Raw genomic sequence first — 21,342 nt, 5'->3', positions numbered from 1 at the left:
CATTGACGAGGTCGGTCGCGCCATCCGGTAAGCAGTTCGATGCGATGTGGACTGCCGACTGGGTTGAGTTGCCTCGCGAAGGTTGGGCTGTCGTCGGGCGCTGCTGACTCTCGTCTGCGTCCGTTGCACGAGATCGGGTTATCCGCCGAACCTGTTCGGGCGCAACCACCTTCGTAACGTAAAGGGCCGACTCCACCGGAGTCGGCCCTTTATCGTTCGCCGGAGTCTAGTCCGGTCCGTTCCCACCGGCCTGCGGCGGCGGAATGCGTACTACCCGATCGTCATTCGGCCCCGGCTGGCCGTCGGTCTTGTTGACGGTGCCCACCCAGATGGCGCCGTCCGCGCCGACCGTGGCGCCGCCGAGCTGTCCGTACTTGTCCTGCGCGATCAGGGTCGGTGCCGAGGTGACCTCGTGGGTGTTGGCGTCGGCCGCCGCGATGGCGAGGGCCTTTGCCTTGGTCAGCGCGATCGCGACGCCGTCGGTCGCGGCGGCGCAGCCCGCGACGCCGGGGCGGTCGGGCCAGGTCCACGCCGTGGTGACCGCGCCGTCGCCGCCGAGCCGCTGCAACCGGTCCTCGACGGGGGTGCGATCGGTGATCCAGACGCTGTCCTTGCTGTCCCGGCAGATATCGCCGGCGACGCCGATGCCGGACACCGCGATCTCCGCGGCGGCGCCCGGCGCGGGGGAGTTGACCCGCAGCAGCTTGCCCGCTAGCGAGGACGGCGAGTTCGCGGCGTCGGGGTTGCCCGCGTCGCCGGTCAGCACCAGCATCTGGGTGGGCGTGACGAAGTCGATGGCGCCGTGGTTTCCGGTGGCGCCCTTGGGGATTCCGGTCAGGATGTCCTTCGGCGGGCCGCCGCCCTGGGCGATGCGGACCACCCGGTTGTCGCTGGGCGTGGTGATGTAGGCGTAGATCAGGCCGTCTTCCCGGAACGTCGGGGAGAGCGCGAGGTCGCTGAGACCGCCGTCGCCGGAGCCGTCCACCTCCACCCGCGCGTACTCGCTCGGCGGCGTTTCCGGCGCGACCTTCAGGATGCGCCCGGTGCGCCGCTCGGCGACCAGCGCGCCGTCGCCGAGCGCGACCAGTCCACCCGTGGTGTCCAGACAGGTGGCCACCACCGCGGGATCCGGGTCGATGCACGGCCCGCTGGGCCGGGTGGTCGACGTCTGCTCTTGTCCCGGTTTCTTCGGGTCGATGTTCGCACCGTGCAGCGTCGGCTCCGGCGTGAACGGGCTCGACGCCGAATCATCGAACCGCGCGCAGCCGGACACCAGCACGGACCCGAGCACCACGCTCGCCGCAACGCGACCCACGACAACCAACCTCATAGCTCAGACGTTACGGAAAACCGTCCGACACCGCCGCTCCCGGGTCCGGTGCGCCCCCGAATTCCGGCCGCACACCTGTATTTTGTCGGGAACTGACACGCCAATAGTGTTTGGTGCCCGCTGTTGCGCGGCGCAGCATAGGGTATTGGCCGTGACCGAGAAGCCGAAAGACACATCCGACCCCTCGGCGGCCCAGCGTTCAGCGCCGTCCACGGCCGAGCAGTCGGCGGTGTCGTCCACCGGTCGAGGCGTCAGCAGCCCGTTCGATTCGCCGACCGAGCAGTTTCCCAGGTTGTCCAAGGACGTGCCGCGCACCGACGACGAGCTCGGCCTTGACCCCGACGTGCCGCCCGTCGGCGCCAGCGGCACCGCGCCGGACGCGGCGCCCGCCTATGCCTACGCCAGCATCCCGCCCGCCGCGAACGCGCCGACCGACACCGGCAGGCTGCGTCGCCGCAACGGCGAGAACCGCCGCGGCACACTGGATTTCGGTCTGTTTCTGCTGCGGTTGATCGTCGGCGGCACCTTCATCTACCACGGCCTGCAGAAGCTGACCGGCTGGTTCAACGGCCCCGGCCTCGACGGCACCCGCGACATGATGGAGAAAGGCGGCTGGGACCACCCGACCGTGTCGGCCATCCTGGTCACCATCGGCGAAGTCGGCGGCGGCGCACTCCTGGTCCTCGGCCTGGCCACCCCGCTCGCCGCAGGCGCCGTCCTCGCCGTCATCCTCGACGCCTGGGCCTGGAAGCAAGGCATGATCCCCGGCTTCCAATACAAGGCCTCCGTCCCCACCGGCGTCGAAATGGAGAGCATCCTAGCCGGCATCTCCGCCGTCATCATCCTCACCGGCCCCGGCCGCTGGGCCCTCGACCGCAACCGCGGCTGGGCCACCCGCCCCTTCGCCGGCTCCTTCGTAGTCCTGCTCCTGGCCATAGCCGCCGCCATCGCCACCTATTGGTACCTGCACGGCGGCAACCCGTTGACCGGCATCGGCCCCTTCGACTAACTCCGAACCACCTGCGCCCCTTGGACTTCCGAGGGGCGCAGTCTTGTTCGGCACGCAGCCGAGCGGGACATGGTCCCGGCGGTTGTCGAGTTGGTGCGCCGTCATGTCCCGTTCGTCACCATGTGAGGTGGTTGGCTGCCTCGCATGGGACATAGTGGCGGCAATTCGCGGGTGGGCACGTCGTGCTGTCCCCGTTGGTCGGGTAGCTCATGAGCGACGGGATGTGGTGGCGGCAAACATCGAGTGGGCACGCCGTCACGTCCCGTGTGCCCCTACGCGAGGTGGTTGGCTGCCGCGAGCGGGACATGGCCGCGGCGAATGTCGAGTGGGCGCGGCGTCATGTCCCGCTCGTCGCTACGCGAGGGCGGTTAGGTGCGGCGAGCGGGACATGGTGGCGTGCAACGACGGGGAGGTGTGCTGTCAAAGTTCAGCTTGGACAGCGCTCAGTTGGTGTGGGCGAAACCGCAGTCCGCTACGGCACGTAGCGGACTGCACCCTTGTCGGCTGAGGTGGCGAGGGCCGCGTACGCCCGCAGGGCGGTGGTGACGGGGCGGTCGCGGTTGAGGGGTTGCCAGGGGCGTTCGGAGGCTTCCATTTTGGCGCGGCGTTCGGCGAGCACGGCGTCGTCGACGAGGACCTTGAGCGTGCGGGTGCTGACGTCGATGCGGATCTGGTCACCGTTCTCGATGAGGCCGATGGTGCCGCCGCTGGCCGCCTCGGGGGAGATGTGGCCGATGGACAGGCCCGAGGTGCCGCCGGAGAAGCGGCCGTCGGTGATCAGCGCGCACTGCTTGCCGAGCCCGGCGCCCTTCAGGAAGGCGGTGGGGTGCAACATTTCCTGCATGCCCGGCCCGCCCGCCGGACCCTCGTAGCGGACGACGAGCACGTCACCCGCCTTGATCTTCTTGTTGAGAATGGCCGACACGGCTTCCTCCTGGGATTCCACGACGAGCGCGGGTCCCTGGAAGGTGAACAGTTCCTCGTCGATGCCCGCGGTCTTGAGCACGGCACCGTCGGGGGCGATGTTGCCGCGCAACACGACCAGCCCACCCTCCCTGGTGTAGGCGTGCTCGAAGTCGCGGATGCAACCACCGGCGGCATCGGTGTCGAGTGAGGACCAGCGGTTCTCGGTGGAGAACGGTTCGACCGTGCGCACCCCACCCGGCGCGGCGTGGAACAACTCGATGGCTTCCTCGGAGGCCTTGCCGGAGCGGATATCCCAGGTGTCGAGCCACTCGTCGAAGCTGCGCGTGTGCACGGTGCTCACGTCGGTCTCCAGCAGACCGGCGCGGCGCAGTTCGCCGAGGATGGCGGGGATGCCACCGGCCCGGTGCACGTCTTCCATGTGGTAATCGGAGTTGGGCGACACCTTCGACAGGGTGGGCACCCGGCGGCTGGTCTCCTCGATGGTGTGCAGATCGAAGTCGATCTCACCCTCCTGCGCGGCGGCGAGGGTGTGCAGAACCGTATTGGTCGACCCGCCCATGGCAACGTCGAGCGCCATCGCATTGCGGAAAGCCTTGGCGTTGGCGACATTACGGGGCAGCACCGACGCGTCGTCCGCGCGGTACCAGCGGTTGGCGATGTCGACGACCACGGTGCCCGCGCGCTCGAACAGCGCCCGGCGCGCGGCATGGGTGGCCAGCGTGGAACCGTTGCCGGGCAACGCGAGTCCGAGCGCTTCGGTGAGGCAGTTCATCGAGTTCGCGGTGAACATGCCCGAGCAGGAGCCACATGTCGGGCAGGCGGACCGCTCGACCTCGCTCAAACCCTCTTCGGACACAGCCTGATTCGCGCTCGCCGAGATCGCGGTGATCAGGTCGGTCGGCGCCTGCGCGACACCGCCGACGACCACGGCCTTACCGGCCTCCATCGGCCCACCGGAGACGAACACCGTCGGAATGTTCAGTCGCATAGCAGCATTCAGCATGCCCGGAGTGATCTTGTCGCAGTTGGAGATACACACCAGCGCGTCGGCGGTGTGCGCGTTCACCATGTATTCCACGGAGTCGGCGATGATCTCGCGCGAGGGGAGCGAGTACAGCATGCCGCCGTGACCCATCGCGATGCCGTCGTCGACGGCGATGGTGTGGAATTCGCGCGGCACGCCACCCGCGGCACGCACCGCGTCGGCGACGATATCGCCGACGTTCTTCAAGTGCACGTGGCCGGGCACGAACTGCGTGTACGAGTTCGAGATGGCGACGATCGGCTTGCCGAAGTCGGAGTCGGTCATGCCGGTGGCGCGCCAGAGTGCGCGGGCGCCTGCGGCATTGCGGCCGACGGTGGTGGTGCGTGAACGAAGCGGTGGCATTGATGGTCCTCGGTCTGGTCGCGGGGGGGCTGGGATGCGACTGCGCAGAGTCAGCTCGGCGGCCGCTCCACGGTACTCCCGCGTGGGTCTCGGCCGACCTGCCGGTCAGCGCGGCTCGTGGCCGTCGTCCCGGTCCGTTCTGGTGTCAGTCCGTGCCGCGTGCCGGTGTCGCCGCGAGTGGTTCTCGTCGACGCTGACGGTGTCACCGGAGTTGCCGGAGGCGTCGGGCCGCGCTGTGCGAGTCGGAGATCGGTCTGCCGACACATCGCCGACAACATCCTAGCGTCGGCGATTGTTCCTGCTCCCGCGTGTGCGTCTACTGCTTGTTGCTGCCCTTGCCGCGAGTGTCATCGTCTTCGGCAGCGCTGCTGGTGGAAGCTGCACCCTTGTCGCGGTCGGTGCCGCCCTCGTCCGTCGTGTCTCGGGTGCCAGGGTCGGTCACCCTCGCGTCAGCGTCGGCGGTGGTTGTGCGCGTGTCATCAGTCTGGGGCGATTCCGCGTCGACGGTCGCCGCGTCAGCATCGCCCGAGTTCGCCGACCCCGCACCGGCGATGGTCGCGCCCGAGTCGTCCGTCTTCGTCGCGCCTACCTCACCGGACTCCGTCGCACTAGCGGCGTCCGGCTTCGCCGCACCGGCACCAGCCGGCGGCACCGCATACGGATCCGGAATCCGCCCCTGCGACGCAATCGCCAAATCCCGCACCCGGTCATAACTGACCGCAGGAAGTTTCACCTCGGTCCCGTCGACCAAATCGGCCCGCACGTATCCACGCTTCGGGATACGCACCCCCTTCAACTGAGACCAGTCCAGATGCCGCGACCCGAATACGGTCCGCAGATCCAGCCCGGCCTCGGAGACCGTCGTCTGCGTCCGCAGCACCCACACGCTCACCGCCACGGGGATCAGCAGCATCCACCACAGTCCGGCGGGCCAGCCGACGAACATGAAGAACACGCACATGAACAGGATGAACACACCTAGGAAGGCCAGGCGTGGGATACGGATCACAGTGGCGGCCGAGCCGCCACCCGTGTCCGATCCCTCGGGCGCGGTGTGGGACGATTTAGCCGGTGGCACGGACTGATGCGGTGATGACACACCACCATCCTCGCATCCTGGTGAAGGACCCAAGCAGCCGCACTATCCCACATAATGGGACCTGTTTGACTCTTCGGCTCACGCACACATACCGTCATGCGCGTGAATCGAAACGAGCTTCTCGTAATCGGCCGGCGCGTCCAGCGTTGAGCCTGACTATCTGAGTCGAATACGTCAGCTCGCGTTGCGACGCGCCACCCTCGATCAGCCATGGGCTGACGGGGGCTTTTTTGTGTTCGGACAAATGTCCGGCATGGGCGAGTCGCAAGACACCGCATGTCAGACACAAATCCGGGGTCAGAACGACAAGCAGTTAGGAACGAAGACGGTGAGTGCACCTACCGCACGGCCCGGGCCATCGGCCCGCAGGCCAGCGCCTTCGGCGAATCAGCCGAGCACTGGCAGCTCGACGACGTCGGCCAACCGCCGCCAGGTCCCGCCCGAGCGGGTCACCGGCGCGCAATCGGTCGTCCGGTCGCTCGAGGAGCTCGGCGTCGACACCGTATTCGGCATTCCCGGCGGCGCGATTCTTCCGGTCTACGATCCGCTGTTCGACTCGACCAAGGTGCGCCACGTGCTGGTCCGCCACGAGCAGGGCGCGGGTCACGCCGCGACCGGCTACGCGCAGGCCACCGGCAAGGTCGGCGTTTGCATGGCGACCTCGGGTCCGGGTGCGACCAACCTGGTCACGCCCATCGCCGACGCGCAGATGGACTCGGTGCCGATCGTCGCGATCACCGGCCAGGTCGGCCGCGGACTGATCGGCACGGACGCCTTCCAAGAGGCGGACATCTCCGGCATCACCATGCCGATCACCAAGCACAACTTCCTCATCACCGAGGGCGTCGACATCCCGCGCATCATCGCCGAGGCGTTCTACCTGGCCGCCAGCGGTCGGCCGGGCGCCGTGCTGGTGGACATCCCGAAGGACGTGCTGCAGATGCAGACGACCTTCAGCTGGCCACCGGAGATGCGCCTGCCCGGTTACCGTCCGGTGACCAAGCCGCACGGCAAGCAGGTGCGCGAGGCCGCCCGGATGATCTTGGAAGCCAAGTCGCCCGTGCTCTACGTCGGCGGCGGCGTGATCAAGGCCGACGCCTCGCCCGAGCTGCTCGAGCTGGCCGAGATGACCGGCATCCCCGTGGTCACCACGCTGATGGCGCGCGGCGCGTTCCCGGACAGCCACCAGCTCAACATGGGCATGCCCGGCATGCACGGCACCGTGGGAGCCGTTGCGGCCCTGCAGCGCTCGGATCTGCTGATCACCCTCGGCGCCCGCTTCGACGACCGGGTGACCGGGCAGCTCGACTCGTTCGCACCCGACGCCAGGGTGATCCACGCCGACATCGACCCGGCCGAGATCGGCAAGAACCGGCACGCGGACGTCCCGATTGTCGGCGACTGCCGCGAGGTGATCATCGAGCTGATCGAGACCCTGAAGGCCGATCCGGCCGCCAAGTCCCCGCTGCTCGACCTCACCGAATGGTGGAAGTACCTGGACGGCGTCCGCAAGAGCTACCCGCTCGGCTGGACCGCCCCCAGCGACGGCTCGCTCTCGCCCGAGTTCGTCATCGACGCGCTCGGCCGCCTGGCCGGACCCGACGCCATCTACTGTGCCGGCGTCGGCCAGCACCAGATGTGGGCCGCCCAGTTCATCAAGTACGAGAAGCCGCGCACCTGGCTGAACTCCGGCGGCCTCGGCACCATGGGCTACGCCGTCCCGGCCGCCATGGGCGCCAAGATGGGCGCGCCGGACAAAGAGGTGTGGGCGGTCGACGGTGACGGCTGCTTCCAGATGACCAACCAGGAGTTGGCCACCTGCGCCGTGGAAGGCGTGCCGATCAAGGTCGCGCTGATCAACAACGGCAACCTCGGCATGGTCCGCCAGTGGCAAACGCTGTTCTACCAGGAGCGCTACTCCAACACCGATCTCGGCACGCACACCCTGCGCATCCCCGACTTCGTGAAGCTCGCCGAAGCCCTGGGCTGCCACGGCATCCGGGTCGAGCGCGAGGAGGACGTGGAGGCCGCGATCCGCGAGGCGCAGGCCATCAACGACCGGCCGGTGGTGATCGACTTCATCGTCGGCAAGGACGCCCAGGTGTGGCCGATGGTCGCCGCGGGCACCAGCAACGACGAGATCATGGCCGCCCACGGCATCCGCCCGCTGTTCGACGACGACGAGCAGGCTGCCGAGCCCGCTGTCATCCACGAAGCGATGTCTCATGAGAAGAACAAGGTGACGGAATGAGTACTACGCACACGCTCAGCGTGCTTGTCGAGGACAAGCCTGGCGTGCTGGCGCGGGTCGCGGCGCTGTTCTCCCGCCGCGGCTTCAATATCGAGTCGCTCGCGGTCGGCGGCACCGAGATCCCCGAGATCTCCCGGATGACCATCGTCGTCACCGTCGAGGATCTGCCGCTCGAGCAGGTCACCAAGCAGCTCAACAAGCTGGTGAACGTCATCAAGATCGTGGAGCAGGACTCCGACACCTCGGTGGCCCGCGAACTGATCCTGGTGAAGGTCCGCGCCGACGCCAGCGTGCGGACCCAGGTGATCGAGGCGGTTACGCTCTTCCGTGCGAAAGTGATCGACGTCTCGCCGGACGCGCTCACCGTCGAGGCGACCGGAACCCGGTCCAAGCTCGACGCGTTGCTGCGCATGCTGGAGCCGTACGGAATCCGGGAGATCGTGCAGTCCGGTGTGGTGGCCGTCGGTCGCGGACCGAAGTCGATCACGGCGACGCGATAGCGCTCGCCGGCGTCGCGCCTTCGGACCGACCGCAGCAGAACAGTTGAATAGCGTGCGCCCGCAACCGATGTGGGCTCGACGCGAGGATCGCGCCACAGCGTTCCGGTGAAAACCGGGGCGGCGACGCGACTTTCAGACCTAAACAGAAGAATCCAGAAGGGAACCAACCAAGTGGCAGTCGAGATGTTCTACGACGACGACGCCGACCTGTCGATCATCCAGGGCCGCAAGGTCGCTGTCATCGGCTACGGCAGCCAGGGCCACGCGCACTCGCTGAGCCTGCGCGACTCCGGCGTCGAGGTCCGGGTCGGCCTCGCGGAGGGTTCGAAGTCGCGGCCGAAGGCCGAAGAGGCGGGCCTGACCGTCGGCACCCCGGCCGAGGTTTCGGCCTGGGCCGACGTGATCATGGTGCTGGCCCCCGACACCGCGCAGGCGTCGATCTTCACCAACGACATCGAGCCCAACCTCAAGGACGGCGACGCGCTGTTCTTCGGCCACGGCCTCAACATCCACTTCGGCCTGATCAAGGCGCCGGAGTTCATCACCGTCGCGATGGTCGCCCCGAAGGGCCCCGGCCACCTGGTGCGCCGTCAGTTCGTCGACGGCAAGGGCGTGCCCGCCCTGATCGCCGTCGACCAGGACCCGAAGGGTGAGGGCCAGGCGCTCGCCCTGTCCTACGCGAAGGCGATCGGTGGCGCCCGCGCCGGCGTCATCAAGACCACCTTCAAGGAAGAGACCGAGACCGACCTGTTCGGTGAGCAGGCCGTGCTCTGCGGTGGCACCGAAGAGCTGGTCAAGACCGGCTTCGAGGTCATGGTCGAGGCAGGCTACGCGCCCGAGATGGCGTACTTCGAGGTGCTGCACGAGCTCAAGCTCATCGTCGACCTGATGTACGAGGGTGGCATCGCCCGGATGAACTACTCGGTCTCCGACACCGCCGAATTCGGTGGCTACCTGTCGGGCCCGCGGGTCATCGACGCCGACACCAAGAAGCGCATGCAGGACATCCTCAAGGACATCCAGGACGGCAGCTTCGTCAAGCGGCTCGTCGCCAACGTCGAGGGTGGCAACAAGGAGCTCGAGGGTCTGCGCAAGGCCAACGCCGAGCACCCGATCGAGGTCACCGGCGCCAAGCTGCGCGGGCTGATGAGCTGGGTCGACCGGCCGATCACCGAGACCGCCTGAGTCTCCACCGAAGCGGCCCGGCACCTGACTGGTGCCGGGCCGTTGTCGTCGGTAGGTGCCGCAGGCTCGTTGCCGGTGCGGCCGCGCCGCGTTAGCTGCTGCCGAACAGTCCGTGCGGGCGGTTCTGCCGGAACTGCCAGAACGGATCGTCGTGGTGGCCGCGGTCGAACGGGCCGTTGTTGCAGCTCCAGTTCTTGAACGGGCCGAAGTCGCAGTTGCGATCGTGGTGTGGATGCCGGACGTCGGTGACGCCGGGCACGCCGACGCTCGGGCCTGCCGAGGCGGGAATGGCCAAGGCGGTCAACGGAACCGCGACGATCGCACCGGCGACAGCCACTCGGGCCAGCATGCGGCGCGAAGTCGTGGACTTGGTTGTGGAGAACAACGTGGATCCTTTCACTCTGCGGTGAACTGCTCGTTCACCATCCCCCGCTGTGGTCTGCCCACGTGGCGTAGTGCACCTCGTCGGCAGGTCGGGATCGACTGTGTCGCCGCTGCTTTGCGGGCCCCCGCCCGGCACAACACCGACTGCACGGTCTCACTCTTACGCATTTCACCCGAAAGGTCACGGGTGCAGGCAGGCCTGCAGAAGATTTCCACCCTTAGTACTAGGGGTTAACCCCCACTGACGCACCGGTACCCGAGTGATTCGCGTTGAGTGGCACACCATGGAGGGGCCTTCTCGACGTTTGCCGCGACCATGTGCCACTCACGCTGGGCTAAGCGTCTATTTGCTTGTCTCGGCGGCGTTTTCCGAGGTATTCCGCGGTGAGTGGCGCGCCGATGCCGTGCAGGACGACGCTGCCGACGACGACCACCAAGGTCACGCCGATCACGAGGTACGCGTCATCGTCTTTGTGCAGTCCGTTGAAGGCGAGCAGTGCGAACACGATCGACGCCACGCCGCGTGGCCCCAGCAGGCCGAGCATGAGCCGTTCGCGTTGCGTGAACGGCGAACCGAGCAACGAGATCGCTACCGGAACGCACCGCACCACCGTCAACGCGAGCAGACCGTAGACGAACACTTGCCAACTGAGCCAGCCGAAGCTCGCCGCCGCGACATTACCGACCACGAACCACATTGCCAGACCGCAGAATTCGGCGACGTCCTCGGTCGATTGCAGTGGCTCACCAGGCAATTCGCGCCGCGTGGTGCTGTAGGCGATGCCCGCGAGGAACGCCGCCACGAATCCGTTGCCGTCCACCCACACCGCGATGCTGTAGGTGAGCACGGGAATCGCGATCGTCCCGATGCGCACCGCCCGCGCGTCGGTCCACCGTTTACGGATGGCGAAGGACATGCAGTATCCAGCGAGCGCGCCCACCGCCAAGCCGATCACTATCGACTTCAGCACCGCGGGCACCGCCTGCCCAAGCGCGTGCACCGCCTGATCCGACTCGGCACTGGCCTCCGCCGCCGCCAGCGCGAACAGGAAGATCGGCGCGACCAGTCCGTCGTTGAACCCGCTCTCCACATTGAGCGCATGCCGAACCCGTTCCGGCACACGCAGATCCCGCACGATCGCTTGGGCAGGCACCAGATCGATGGGTATCACGATGCACGCGATCAACAGCAGCACCGTCCACGAAACGCCCGGTAGCAGCGCGAATCCCAGCAGATACGCGGCGGCGAGACTCAGAGGGAAGGCGATGAACAGCAGCCGGAAGATGCCCGTGTGCCGGCGACCGGACAGCCCGTCGCGCACCTCGGTCGCATCCGTGAAAAGGAACAGCGCCAAGATGAATTCGACGATCCGCTGCGCGGTGTCGGTGTTGACCGCGTTGGCCAGCCAGTGGTCGCTGCCCCAGCTGACCAGCGCGCCGACCACGACCATCGCCAGTGGGGCGGTCACCTTCCAGCGCGCCATCGATCGGGACAGGCAGGACCAGACCAGGATGACCGTCATCGTCGCGGCGATCGCAATGAACATGAGTCTCCCGATTCGGACAGCCCTGGTGGACCTCGACCTCCTGTGCTGCTGTCCGGCATGCTGACAGCAAACGGAGAGCTTACTCGGGGCTGCGGGTCCTGGCTGGTTCAACTCAGGTGTTCATGATCAACGTGACAGGGCGGCCGACTTGTCGCGGTCCCGCTACGCGACGGTGCGAGTGCCTGCATCTGGGTTGGCAGAGTCGTGCCGCTACGTGATGGTGTGGGTGCCACTATCGGGGTTGGCGGAGTCGCGCCGGGGCACGGTGGTGTGGGCGCCAGTGTCGGGTTGGTCGCGTCTTGCTGCTACGTGATGCGGCCGCCTCCATCGGGTCGGTGGAGGCTTGCTGCGATGCGATGGTGCGGGTGGTTGCGACCGCCGCGTAGCGGCACGACTCGGCCAAACCCCAACGGCAGCATCCGAACGGTCGTGTAGCTGCGAGATTTGACCGACCCCGCTGGAGGTGGCCGCGCCATCGCGTCGCGACAAGCCTCCACCAACCCGTGTGGGTGGCTGTCATCGGAGTTGGCGGAGTCGTGCCGCCGCGCGATGGGGCGGTCACCATTATCGGGGTTGGCAGGGTCGTGCCGGGACACGGTGGTGTGGGCGCACTGTCGGGTTGTTCGTGCCTTGCCGCTACGTGATGGTGCGGCTGCTGTCATCGGCTTGCAGCGACGGGGCTCCCACCGGATCGGTGGGGTCTCGCCGCTACGCGACGGTGCGGCTGCCGCCGTCCGGGTCGGCCGGGTCGATGTGCCAGCTCTTGATGCGGCGCGGGTGGATCCGGATGACGTCGTTGGAGAACCACTCGGCGACCGGCGGTGAGTCCAGCGTGAGGGTCTCCACCACGCCGCGGATCTCGACGCCCCGGCCCCAGCCCGGTTTGACCGCGCCGGGCTCGTCCGGGGTCATGTCGTCGATCAGCAGGCTGACCTTCGGGTTCTGCAGGATGTTCCGATAGCGCTGGGTCGCCGCGTGATTCGGCCCGCCGATATCGATCGTGTCGTCCGGGTTGAGGCGGAAGGCCAACGGCACGAGCTGCGGTGCGCCGCTGGGCGATACGGTGGCGAGCCGGGCGAGCCGCTGGCCGCTGAGATAGGCGCGTTCGACGTCGGTGAAGATCATGAGCCGACCATAAAACCTCGAGTGCGGTTCAGTTCAAGCCGTACTCGTGGGTCGCGTGACGAAGGCCTGGTAGCCGGGCGATCTACACTGTCTACTGATGAGTAAGTTCTTTGGCTCTGTCGACGAAGTCACGCAGCGGCTCACCGAGGCCGGGTATCTCCCGTCCCTCGATATCGCCACCGCCGTCTTCCTCGCCGGCCACCTCGGCAAACCCCTCCTGATCGAGGGGCCGGCCGGTGTCGGCAAAACCGAGCTCGCCAAAGCCGTCGCCACCGCGACCACCGCCGACCTCGTCCGGCTGCAATGCTACGAAGGCATCGACGAGGCCCGCGCCCTCTACGAGTGGAACCACGCCAAACAACTGCTCCGCATCACCTCCGAGCGCGAAGGCTGGGACACCACCCGCGACCACGTCTTCACCGAAGAGTTCCTCCTCGCCCGCCCCCTCCTCGCCGCCATCCGCAACCCGAACCCCACCGTGCTGCTCATCGACGAACTCGATAAGGCCGACGTCGAGCTGGAAGGTCTGCTGCTGGAAGTCCTCGGCGACTACCAGGTCAGCATCCCCGAACTCGGCACCATCACCGCCGTCCGCGAACCATTCGTCCTCGTCACCTCCAACGCCAACCGCGACCTCTCCGACGCGCTCAAGCGCCGCTGCCTCTACCTCCACATCGACTACCCCACAGCCGAATTGGAGCGAGCGATCGTCCGCATGAAGGTCCCGGAGCTGGACGAGGCGTTGGGCGAACCCGTAGTCCGCGTCGTGAGCGCGTTACGCGAACTGTCCCTTCGCAAACCGCCGTCCATCGCCGAAACCGTCGATTGGGCAAGAACTCTCGTAGCGCTGGGCACCCGCTCCTTGACCGGCAGTGTCGTCCGTTCCACTCTCGGCGTACTGCTGAAATATCAAGCGGACCACCGCATTGCGGCTGAGCGTCTGTCGTTGGATACCGATGAGGGGCCGGGGAAGTGAGCGGACAGCGAGTTCCGAAGCCCGCCCGCCGCTTTGCTCGGTTGTGCGCACATCTGTCGCCCGCCCGAGGTGACAGTGCGTCACCGGATTCGCCCCCGATCGCCAGCGTCAGATTCTCGCCCAGGCGCCGGCACGACGCCATCGCGCCGTGCTCCGCAGCAGTTCTTCGACACGATCAGCGACGGCCGCCCCGTGTTCTCCGCTGCGAATGTGTTGACTCGAAAGGGAACAGCGGCATGATTTCGGCGCGCCGCGACCAGACTGCTCCACTAGAGCCCACGATCGCCGACGGCCCAGTGTTATCCGCGCCGAACACTGTGGCCCGGAAGGGGACCGCGGCATGACACCGTCGCGCCGTAGCTCTGTTCCCCAACAGCCTTCCGACACGATCACCGACCGCCTCGTCGAGTTCGTAGGCCTACTCCGTGACCACGGAATCAACGCCGGCCCCAGCGAAACAATCGACGCCGCGGAGGCAATGCTCGCCCTCGGCCTATCCGACCGCAATCGACTGCGCTCCGGGCTGGCCGCCTGCCTCCTCCGCCGCAACGGCCAACGCGCAGTCTTCAACCAACTCTTCGACCTCTACTTCCTGACCACCGAACAGCCCCAACAAGCACCACTCGCGACCCCGGAATCCATTGAGTCGCTTCGAGACCGCCTCACCACCGCCCTCACCGAAGACGACCCCGAAGCCGCAGCCGACCTAGCCCGCCAAGCCCTGACCCAACTCGGCGCCTACGGCGGGGCAGGCACCGGCCAAACCTCCGCCCCCGTCACCACCGCCTCCGGCGCAGGCTGGTCCTCCTACCTGACCATGAGATCCCTTCGCACAGAAGACCTCATCGACCGCCTCGCCGCAGACACCACCAGCGAATCCCCCCTCGACGCCGCGGTACGCACCATCGAAGCCAACCGCCGCCTCACCCAATTCCGCACCGCCGTCCAAACCGAAGCCCGCCTACGCTCCGCCCAACTCCGCGGCACCGAATACATCGCCCGCCGCGGCGTCGAATCCAGCCCCGACCAGATCGACTTCCTAGGCGCCCGCGAACAAGACCTAGCCGAAATGCGCCGCCTGGTAACCCCTCTGGCCCGCAAGCTAGCCACCCGCCTAGCCGCCCGCCGCCGCAAATCCGTCCGCGGCCACATCGACATGCGCCGCACCCTCCGCCGCTCCATGTCCACCGGCGGCGTCCCCATCACCCCCGTCCTCCGCTCCCGCAAACACGGCCGCCCCGACCTGGTAGTCCTAGCCGACCTCTCCGGCTCCGTCACCGGCTTCGCCGAATTCACCCTCCAACTGATCCAGGCTCTCCAAGACCAATTCACCAAGGTCCGCAGCTTCGGCTTCATAGACACCTGCGACGAAATCACGTCCCAGTTCGTTCCCGGCGAACCCCCCGCCGCCGGCCTCGCCGCCCGAATCGTCCGTGAAACCAAGGTCGCCCGCTACGGCAGCAGCAACTACGGCGAAGCCCTCCAGAGTTTCACCGACAACTACCTCGACGCCCTAGGCCCGCGTACCTCTCTCCTCATCCTCGGCGACGCCCGCACCAACCGCACCGCCCCGAATCTCGATGCGCTGCAAACCATGTGCGACAGAGCCAAACACGCCTACTGGCTCAACCCCGAACCCGCCCGCTCCTGGTCCACCGGCGACTCCGCCGCCAACATCTATGCCGAGCACGTCACCATGCACGAGTGCCGCAACGTCAAACAGTTGGCCGAGGTCGTAGCCCGCCTGCTACCGGCGTAAGCGCTCCAGCTCGCTGGTTCCGAGCAGTCGTGCCTACCTCAGATTGTCGGAGGCCGGCGCTAGTCTGGGCCGCACTGGAACGTTCCGATTGAGGTCGCGACGTCCACTATCGAGCGCGGGGCAGCAGGGAGTCTTGGATGGCACGGATTCGCGAGATCGTTCAGGGGTCGCAGAACATCAGGCCGCACAAACCTGAGGACGAGGTCAGCTGTCGATATCAGGTGATCGCGGACACTGATGGGCGGCCGTTGGTGCACTTGTCGACGTTCGGTTCGAACAAGCGGGAATCAGATCCCAAGAGCAGTCAGTCGCTACAGCTCACTCTCGAAAACGCCGCTGAGTTGATGGACGTATTCAGAGATGCGTTCGGTATCACCTGGGGTCGCAAAGGGAAGCAGCCGTCTATTGATGACGTTGAACCCGAGTTCCCTGATGCGACAGAAGCGCTCGCGGAACGCCTCTTCATGTCGAAAGCGTGGCTCCAGCAATGCATCGACCTACTCAAGGATCGTCCGCAGCTGATCTTCTACGGTCCGCCGGGAACCGGGAAGACCTACCTGGCGAAGGCGCTCGCCGAACACCTGTCGAGCGCAGAGAACGTTAAGGTCGTCCAGTTCCATCCGTCGTACTCGTATGAAGACTTCTTCGAAGGGTTCCGGCCAGGCCGATCGAGCAACGGTCAGGTCTCGTATCGTCTCCATCAGGGGCCACTGCGGCTGCTTGCCGAGGATGCCCGGCAGAACCCCGGCGTGTTGTACACACTGATCATCGACGAGATCAACCGCGGCAACCTGTCGAAGATCTTCGGTGAGCTGTACTACCTGTTGGAGTACCGGGATGAAAGCATCAACCTGCTGTACTCGGAAAAGGTAGAGACGTTCTATCTGCCGAAGAATGTCGTGATCATAGGAACGATGAACACGGTCGATCGTTCGATCGCGTCGATGGATTCCGCTATGCGACGAAGGTTTTCGTTCGTGCACCTGCATCCGTCGGAAGAACCGACCAACGGAATCCTGCGTAGGTGGTTGGCGGATCGGGGCTACCCGTCCGAGGCCGCTGAGCTCTTGGACGAGCTGAACAGGCTGATCGAAGACAGGGACTTCAAGATCGGTCCGTCGTACTTCATGAGGCCCGCCGCGACGACACCGAACGGCATTGATATCGCCTGGAACACGTCAGTGATGCCGCTGCTCGAGGAGTTCCATTACCGGGATCCCGGTATCGATGTGCACGAGCGATACTCCTTGCAGCGGATCCGGGAACTGGTGAGCAGTCGGAATAGTGGCCAGGGAGCATAATCGTGCGGCCGCCGATTGATCTGATCGAATTCGGCTCGCCAGAGACGGTCGTTCTGTCGGTGAGCGAATACGAGGCGCTGTCCCAGCTCGGGATCGCGAAGGTGACTCAAACCCGGTCAGGGCAGTACTCCATCAAGCCGGGTAGCAAGGTGGGGTCAGTCACGTATCGCGACATCCAAATCAACGTGCGTCCGAAGATCACCGAGTTGAACAGACTCCTCTTCTTTGTCGGATACTGCTCGAACCCCGCCATCTGGCGCGAGGAGTTCGTGCACCTGGACCACGCACCCGGGTTGTACCCGGCCGTCGCCGAATCATTCTCTCGGCTCGCCTCCCGTGCCATCGAAGGTGGGCTGCTCCAGGGCTACCACACCAGGTCGGATTCGCTGGCCGTTGTTCGCGGTCGAGTCCAGTTCCGTGAGCAGATCATGCGCAACTACGGGCTGCCGCTACCGATTGCCGTCGAGTACGACGATTTCACCACCGACATCATCGAGAACCAGGTCGTCTTGCTGGCGACGTTGCGGCTGTTGAGCATCCCGGACATCGGCGTCGGGGCGCGCCAGCAACTGAGCCGCCTCCGTTGGCTGCTCGACGAGATCACGATGCTGCCCAACCGTGGCCGAGCACCGAAATGTCACCTCGGTCGGATCAACGCCCGCTACCACGACCTACTCAGACTGTCCGAAGTCATCCTCGACAACAGTTCCTTCGATCAGAACAACGGATCCCTCGCGGTATCCGGCTTCATGTTCGACATGTGGCGCATCTACGAGGATTTCGTCACCGGCGCGGTCGGCATGGCCATGCGTCAGTTCGGGGGGCACCCGAAGGTCCAGTTCGGCCGCCACCTGGACAAAGCATCCCGTATCAAGTTCATCCCCGACCTCGTCTGGTGCGACGACAACGATGTCCCGATCGCAGTGGTCGACGCCAAGTACAAAGCGGAGAGACCCAAAGGCTTTCCCGAAGCCGACCTCTATCAAATGCTCGCCTACTGCGCTGTCCTGGACCTACCGGAAGGACACCTGATCTACGCCAAAGGCAACGAGCCGGCAACGGTCCATGAGATCAGAAGCTGTGGGATCACTATCCACTGCCACGCCCTCGATCTCTCCCAGCCTCCAAAACAGCTACTGGCAGAGATAGATTCGCTGGCCCGAGCTATCCTGCACCGATGAGTGGCGGCAGTCGCGGGTGGTAGCCGGGTGTCCCGGCCTGCACGGACAGTTTCGAATATAAAGTGCCCTGTATCAGGCTTTCGTACGGAAAACTGTCCGTCTAGGCCGTCACGCGTTTCGCCGCCGCTCCCGAACTACCGAAACCACTTCGTCTGCGCATCGATCGATCGCGGTGTAGATGTCTGCCGCGGCGTAGCGGAGCACCAGCCACCCGTGTAGTTGCAGCCAGTTCTGCCGCCGCCTGTCACGGCGGAATACCTCTGGTTCACTATGGAATTCACGACCATCGACTTCGACGACAGTGCGTGACCGCTCGTCGACGAAGTCGCATATGTACGGTCCGATCGGATGGTTTGCCAACATATGCAGACGACGTTTGGAGAGGGCCCGCGCGAACAGTCGCTCCGGTTCCGATGCGGAGTACAGCGCTGCTTCACGGAGTTGCCTGCGCATCGCGGGCGAGCCTCGTTTGCCTGACCTGCTCGGGTGGACGAGTTCGGATGCCGCGACGGAGCGGTCGACGTGGTTGTCGACCAGCCGGGCGGCATCATCCTCTGGCATAACCGAAATGCAGTCGATCAGGGTTTGTGCAGCATTCACGGTCGGCATTCCCCACATGTCCTCCACTGCATCGGCAGGGAGGTCTCGGCGATATAGAGTCAGCCATTCGGGGCTTCGACGGTGCATTCTCGTTGGGACCGTTGCCTCGAAGACGGTCGGCTCCGGCAGCATATTGTGCAGCCATCCAGCCGTTCGGTGGCTCAACGCGGCTGTCGGAATCCAAGTCACGATGGCCGCACATCGTGCCAATCCGGTGGGGGCGCCCAGCAAATATGTGCGTGGCAGGAGACGGACGTATGTGCCTAGGCGACAACGGTCGTCGATCGTCGTCGCCGGCACACCATCGGCAATGAGTTGTGCGCGCGAGCAGACGCCGTAAAGGTCCATGCGCCGAGACTGCGCCGTCGGCGCTGCTCGATAGAACGACGGTGCTGGCCAAACAGTCGAGCTGTGGATAAGGCCGGGTTGTGAGTAACTGGCTTCAGCGGATCGGGGGGGGGGGCGCAATGCTCGCAGCCGTCAGAGCGGGTCAGTTCAACGACCTGACCTGAGGCGCTTCTGGCTGTCGACCGCGTCTTCCATCAAGCCTGGTCGAAGAATCCGGTGACCTCATCGATCGTGAACTGGTTGCGCAGGTTGCAGGCGGAATTTTGATTTGCGAACAGGCCGGGTTTGCGGAAGGCGCTGTCTCGGGTGACGGTTTTGTGCCATCGGACAGGGAGCACCCACTCGCGGTAGTCCTCGTCGGGGACGGGCTGTGTGGGGGTGTGTCGGTATTCGGCCAGCAGCTCGAGGCTGCGGAATGGAACAGCGGTGCCGTCGACGGTGAGTGTGGCCTCGTCGGCGGGCTGGGCTTCGCCGACCACCTCGCCTAGGCCGACGTAGCCGACCTTGGGGATGTAGGCGAAAACCCTTCCGCCGATAGGTACTTGGCGCAGGCTTCGGGAGTACCATTTTCCGCCGCCGGCGGAAACGAAGCCGTACTTGCGGGCATCGTCCCAGTTTCGGCTGAGTTCCTCGCCGAAGTTCACGTACCAGTCCTGGCCGTTCCACTGTGGTTGTCTTCGCGTGGACGTTGCAGTTGTGCCGGTGGCGGCGGAGGTGTTGCGATCGAGCATCCAGGTGCGAGCCAGGTAGCTGCGACCGTCGTCTTCGTAGTAGTCGAAGAACATCACGTTGATCGGTACGTTGTAGCCGGTCGCGAGGTAGTTCACCAATCGTTCTGTGGCGTCGTCCATCTCGCCCGCGACGACCGTCAAGCTGTGCGAGGTGTTGAGGGCGTCCGGTGCGCTTTCGGTGCCGAAATGGGTGGCGAAAGCCTCGTCGAATCCGCGGGTGTCGTTGGTGCCGCAATATTTGAGATAGATTTCTCGGACCGCATCGTCGCTGAGAGTCTGTGCCCACGAGCCGTAGTCGAGAACCTGGGCGACGACATCTCGAGGTGTGCGGTCTCGCTTGAGCTCGAGGATGTGTAGCCCTCCGTCGATGTCTACGGCGAGCAGGTCGATTCGACTTCCATACGCCGTGACCACCTGTCGGCCGATGATCATCACATCCGAGCCGAGCATGGTCGGATCGTTCTCGATGATGTCTTCGAGTCGTTGCTCCAACGGCATCTTCGCGGGCACTACGCGGCGGGGAACATCATCTACTCGCCACAGACCGATCTGCACCCCCACTACAGTCTGCCTCCCGCTACGGTCGTGCCGTGCCCATACCAGAAGCCCAGGGTACGTTCGACTCCTTGTCCGCGCGGCACTTCCGCAAACGACGTCTGTCAGCGGCGGACTTCCGAGATCTGGACGGGGCGGCGCTCGCGGCGAGAAAGTTCGCAGGCCTCGGCTACATAGAAGGCTTCGAGCGCATCCCCTGGGCTGCAGGGGTTTTCGAGGTCTCCGTTGACTACGGATACGAAGGCGATGAGTTCGTCGGTGTAAGCCCGACGGAAACGGTCCATGAACCCTGGGTAGGCGGGGAAGGTGGAGGGGATGTAGTCGGGTTCGACTGAGGTCAAGGGGGAGCGGTCGTCCAGGCCGACGATGGCGTTGCCTTTGGAGCCGAGGGCTTCCAGTCGGACGTCGTAACCTGCGCCGTTGTAGCGGGTCAGGGAGACGGTGGCGAGAGAGTCGTCGTCCAGCCGCAGGAGCACCGCGGCGGTGTCGACGTCGCCAGCGTCGGTGAAGAAGGACTCGCCACGGTTGGAACCGGTGGCGTACACCGAGACGATCTCCCGCCCGGTTACCCAGCGAATGATGTCGAAGTCGTGGACTCCGCAGTCGCGGAAGATGCCACCCGACCGGGGGATGTAGTCGGCGGGGGGTGGGGTGGGGTCGAGGGTGGTCGCTCGGAGGGTGTGGAGCCAGCCGAGGGAGCCGGAGGTGATGGCTTGGCGGGCGGCTTGGTAGCCGGCGTCGAAGCGGCGTTGGAAGCCGATTTGGACTGGGGTGGGGGTGTTTTGGATGTGGTCGAGGACTGCGAGGGTGCCTTCGATGTCGGCGGCTACTGGTTTTTCGCAGAAGACGGGGAGGCCTGCGTCTACGGCGCGGCAGATTAGTTCGGGGTGGGAGTCGGTGGCGGTGGCGATGATGAGGCCGTCGAGGTCGGCGGCGAAGAGGGTGTCCAGGTCGGGGGTGAATTCGAGGCCGAGTTTGGTGGCGGTGGTGCGGGCTCGGTCGGGGTCGGCGTCGGCGAGGAGGACGTTGGCTACGTTGGGGAGGTTTTTGAGGGTTTCGGCGTGGGAGGTGCCGATGCGGCCGGTGCCTGCGAGGCCGAGGGTGACGGCTTTGTGGGATGTCATCGACTTTCCTCCTGGTGAAATCT

At 65.6% G+C, this 21,342-nt stretch carries 17 protein-coding genes; 8 read left to right on the top strand and 9 right to left on the bottom strand.

The window, feature by feature from the left end; translation table 11 throughout:
* Window positions 1-226 precede the first annotated feature (226 nt).
* Entirely contained in the window at window positions 227-1,330 is a 1,104-nt protein-coding gene (locus tag DMB37_RS10775) for a sorbosone dehydrogenase family protein (RefSeq protein WP_135232576.1), read from the bottom strand.
* A 151-nt stretch (window positions 1,331-1,481) separates the two neighbouring features.
* On the opposite strand from DMB37_RS10775, the gene DMB37_RS10770 reads away from it, so the two are divergent.
* A complete protein-coding gene (locus tag DMB37_RS10770) occupies window positions 1,482-2,339 on the top strand; it encodes a DoxX family protein (protein WP_135232575.1) in 858 nt (285 codons plus the stop codon).
* Between the two features lie 472 nt (window positions 2,340-2,811).
* On the opposite strand, the gene ilvD is transcribed toward DMB37_RS10770, so the two are convergent.
* Together ilvD and DMB37_RS40960 are read right to left on the bottom strand one after the other, a co-directional pair.
* Window positions 2,812-4,653 (bottom strand): dihydroxy-acid dehydratase, encoded by a 1,842-nt coding sequence (gene ilvD / locus DMB37_RS10765; protein ID WP_135232574.1) that lies wholly within the window; start codon window positions 4,651-4,653, stop codon window positions 2,812-2,814.
* Between the two features lie 316 nt (window positions 4,654-4,969).
* Complete coding sequence (locus DMB37_RS40960; protein WP_240772326.1) at window positions 4,970-5,752, bottom strand: PH domain-containing protein; 783 nt, start codon at window positions 5,750-5,752, stop codon at window positions 4,970-4,972.
* Between the two features lie 328 nt (window positions 5,753-6,080).
* Here DMB37_RS40960 and DMB37_RS10755 point away from each other — a divergent pair, with 328 nt between their 5' ends.
* The 3 genes from DMB37_RS10755 (at window position 6,081) to ilvC (ending at window position 9,688) form a co-directional block, all read left to right on the top strand.
* Window positions 6,081-8,003: an acetolactate synthase large subunit gene (locus tag DMB37_RS10755; protein ID WP_135232573.1), complete on the top strand. Its 1,923-nt coding sequence runs from the start codon at window positions 6,081-6,083 to the stop codon at window positions 8,001-8,003.
* Complete coding sequence (ilvN, locus tag DMB37_RS10750) at window positions 8,000-8,503, top strand: acetolactate synthase small subunit (RefSeq protein ID WP_107658505.1); 504 nt, start codon at window positions 8,000-8,002, stop codon at window positions 8,501-8,503. Before DMB37_RS10755 ends, ilvN begins: the two co-directional genes overlap by 4 nt.
* A 69-nt stretch (window positions 8,504-8,572) precedes the next feature.
* Window positions 8,573-9,688 (top strand): ketol-acid reductoisomerase, encoded by a 1,116-nt coding sequence (gene ilvC, locus DMB37_RS10745; protein WP_370465362.1) that lies wholly within the window; start codon window positions 8,573-8,575, stop codon window positions 9,686-9,688.
* Window positions 9,689-9,779: 91 nt separating this feature from the next.
* Here the strand turns inward: ilvC and DMB37_RS10740 are convergent, their stop codons facing one another.
* From DMB37_RS10740 to DMB37_RS10730, 3 genes are all read right to left on the bottom strand, one after another.
* Window positions 9,780-10,073 (bottom strand): hypothetical protein, encoded by a 294-nt coding sequence (locus DMB37_RS10740; RefSeq protein ID WP_135232572.1) that lies wholly within the window; start codon window positions 10,071-10,073, stop codon window positions 9,780-9,782.
* A gap of 334 nt (window positions 10,074-10,407) precedes the next feature.
* The gene (locus tag DMB37_RS10735; RefSeq protein ID WP_135232571.1) at window positions 10,408-11,619 is read right to left on the bottom strand and encodes a sodium:proton antiporter; all 1,212 of its coding nucleotides are present in this window, start codon (window positions 11,617-11,619) and stop codon (window positions 10,408-10,410) included.
* A gap of 708 nt (window positions 11,620-12,327) precedes the next feature.
* Window positions 12,328-12,744: a PPOX class F420-dependent oxidoreductase gene (locus tag DMB37_RS10730; RefSeq protein ID WP_135232570.1), complete on the bottom strand. Its 417-nt coding sequence runs from the start codon at window positions 12,742-12,744 to the stop codon at window positions 12,328-12,330.
* Window positions 12,745-12,841: 97 nt separating this feature from the next.
* Between DMB37_RS10730 and DMB37_RS10725 the strand changes: the two genes are divergently transcribed.
* The 4 genes from DMB37_RS10725 to DMB37_RS10710 all read left to right on the top strand — a co-directional run bounded on the left by DMB37_RS10725 (window position 12,842) and on the right by DMB37_RS10710 (window position 17,961).
* Window positions 12,842-13,720, top strand: a complete 879-nt coding sequence (locus DMB37_RS10725) for a MoxR family ATPase (protein ID WP_135232569.1) — start codon at window positions 12,842-12,844, stop codon at window positions 13,718-13,720.
* Window positions 13,721-14,060: 340 nt separating this feature from the next.
* Window positions 14,061-15,479, top strand: a complete 1,419-nt coding sequence (locus DMB37_RS10720; RefSeq protein ID WP_135232568.1) for a VWA domain-containing protein — start codon at window positions 14,061-14,063, stop codon at window positions 15,477-15,479.
* Window positions 15,480-15,616: 137 nt separating this feature from the next.
* Window positions 15,617-16,780, top strand: coding sequence for an McrB family protein (locus tag DMB37_RS10715; protein ID WP_135232567.1), 1,164 nt, complete (start codon window positions 15,617-15,619; stop codon window positions 16,778-16,780).
* A 2-nt stretch (window positions 16,781-16,782) separates the two neighbouring features.
* A complete protein-coding gene (locus DMB37_RS10710) occupies window positions 16,783-17,961 on the top strand; it encodes an McrC family protein (RefSeq protein WP_135232566.1) in 1,179 nt (392 codons plus the stop codon).
* Between the two features lie 108 nt (window positions 17,962-18,069).
* Here DMB37_RS10710 and DMB37_RS10705 read toward each other — a convergent pair whose 3' ends face one another.
* The 3 genes from DMB37_RS10705 to DMB37_RS10695 form a co-directional block, all read right to left on the bottom strand.
* The gene (locus DMB37_RS10705) at window positions 18,070-18,909 is read right to left on the bottom strand and encodes an endonuclease domain-containing protein (protein ID WP_135232565.1); all 840 of its coding nucleotides are present in this window, start codon (window positions 18,907-18,909) and stop codon (window positions 18,070-18,072) included.
* Window positions 18,910-19,103: 194 nt separating this feature from the next.
* Window positions 19,104-20,195 (bottom strand): endonuclease NucS domain-containing protein, encoded by a 1,092-nt coding sequence (locus DMB37_RS10700; protein WP_240772325.1) that lies wholly within the window; start codon window positions 20,193-20,195, stop codon window positions 19,104-19,106.
* 104 nt (window positions 20,196-20,299) lie between these two features.
* Window positions 20,300-21,319 carry a Gfo/Idh/MocA family oxidoreductase gene (locus DMB37_RS10695; protein ID WP_135232563.1) on the bottom strand — a complete coding sequence of 340 codons (1,020 nt, stop codon included), beginning with the start codon at window positions 21,317-21,319 and terminating at the stop codon, window positions 20,300-20,302.
* Between the last annotated feature and the right edge of the window lie 23 nt (window positions 21,320-21,342).

The sequence above is a fragment of the Nocardia sp. CS682 genome, assembly GCF_004634405.1.
In the GTDB taxonomy this organism is placed as follows: Bacteria; Actinomycetota; Actinomycetes; order Mycobacteriales; family Mycobacteriaceae; genus Nocardia; species Nocardia ninae.
Note: the sequence above shows the minus strand (reverse complement) of the source record. Positions and strands in the feature narration are given on the sequence as shown.

Excerpts from the sequence above, each read along its gene's own strand:
- DMB37_RS10720 (WP_135232568.1), top strand. The coding sequence starts at position 14,061 with ATGACACCGTCGCGCCGTAGCTCTGTTCCCCAACAGCCTTCCGACACG.
- DMB37_RS10725 (WP_135232569.1), top strand. The coding sequence starts at position 12,842 with ATGAGTAAGTTCTTTGGCTCTGTCGACGAAGTCACGCAGCGGCTCACC.
- ilvD (WP_135232574.1), bottom strand. The coding sequence starts at position 4,653 with ATGCCACCGCTTCGTTCACGCACCACCACCGTCGGCCGCAATGCCGCA.
- DMB37_RS10775 (WP_135232576.1), bottom strand. The coding sequence starts at position 1,330 with ATGAGGTTGGTTGTCGTGGGTCGCGTTGCGGCGAGCGTGGTGCTCGGG.
- ilvN (WP_107658505.1), top strand. The coding sequence starts at position 8,000 with ATGAGTACTACGCACACGCTCAGCGTGCTTGTCGAGGACAAGCCTGGC.
- DMB37_RS10730 (WP_135232570.1), bottom strand. The coding sequence starts at position 12,744 with ATGATCTTCACCGACGTCGAACGCGCCTATCTCAGCGGCCAGCGGCTC.
- DMB37_RS10705 (WP_135232565.1), bottom strand. The coding sequence starts at position 18,909 with ATGGACCTTTACGGCGTCTGCTCGCGCGCACAACTCATTGCCGATGGT.
- DMB37_RS10735 (WP_135232571.1), bottom strand. The coding sequence starts at position 11,619 with ATGTTCATTGCGATCGCCGCGACGATGACGGTCATCCTGGTCTGGTCC.
- DMB37_RS10715 (WP_135232567.1), top strand. The coding sequence starts at position 15,617 with ATGGCACGGATTCGCGAGATCGTTCAGGGGTCGCAGAACATCAGGCCG.
- DMB37_RS10695 (WP_135232563.1), bottom strand. The coding sequence starts at position 21,319 with ATGACATCCCACAAAGCCGTCACCCTCGGCCTCGCAGGCACCGGCCGC.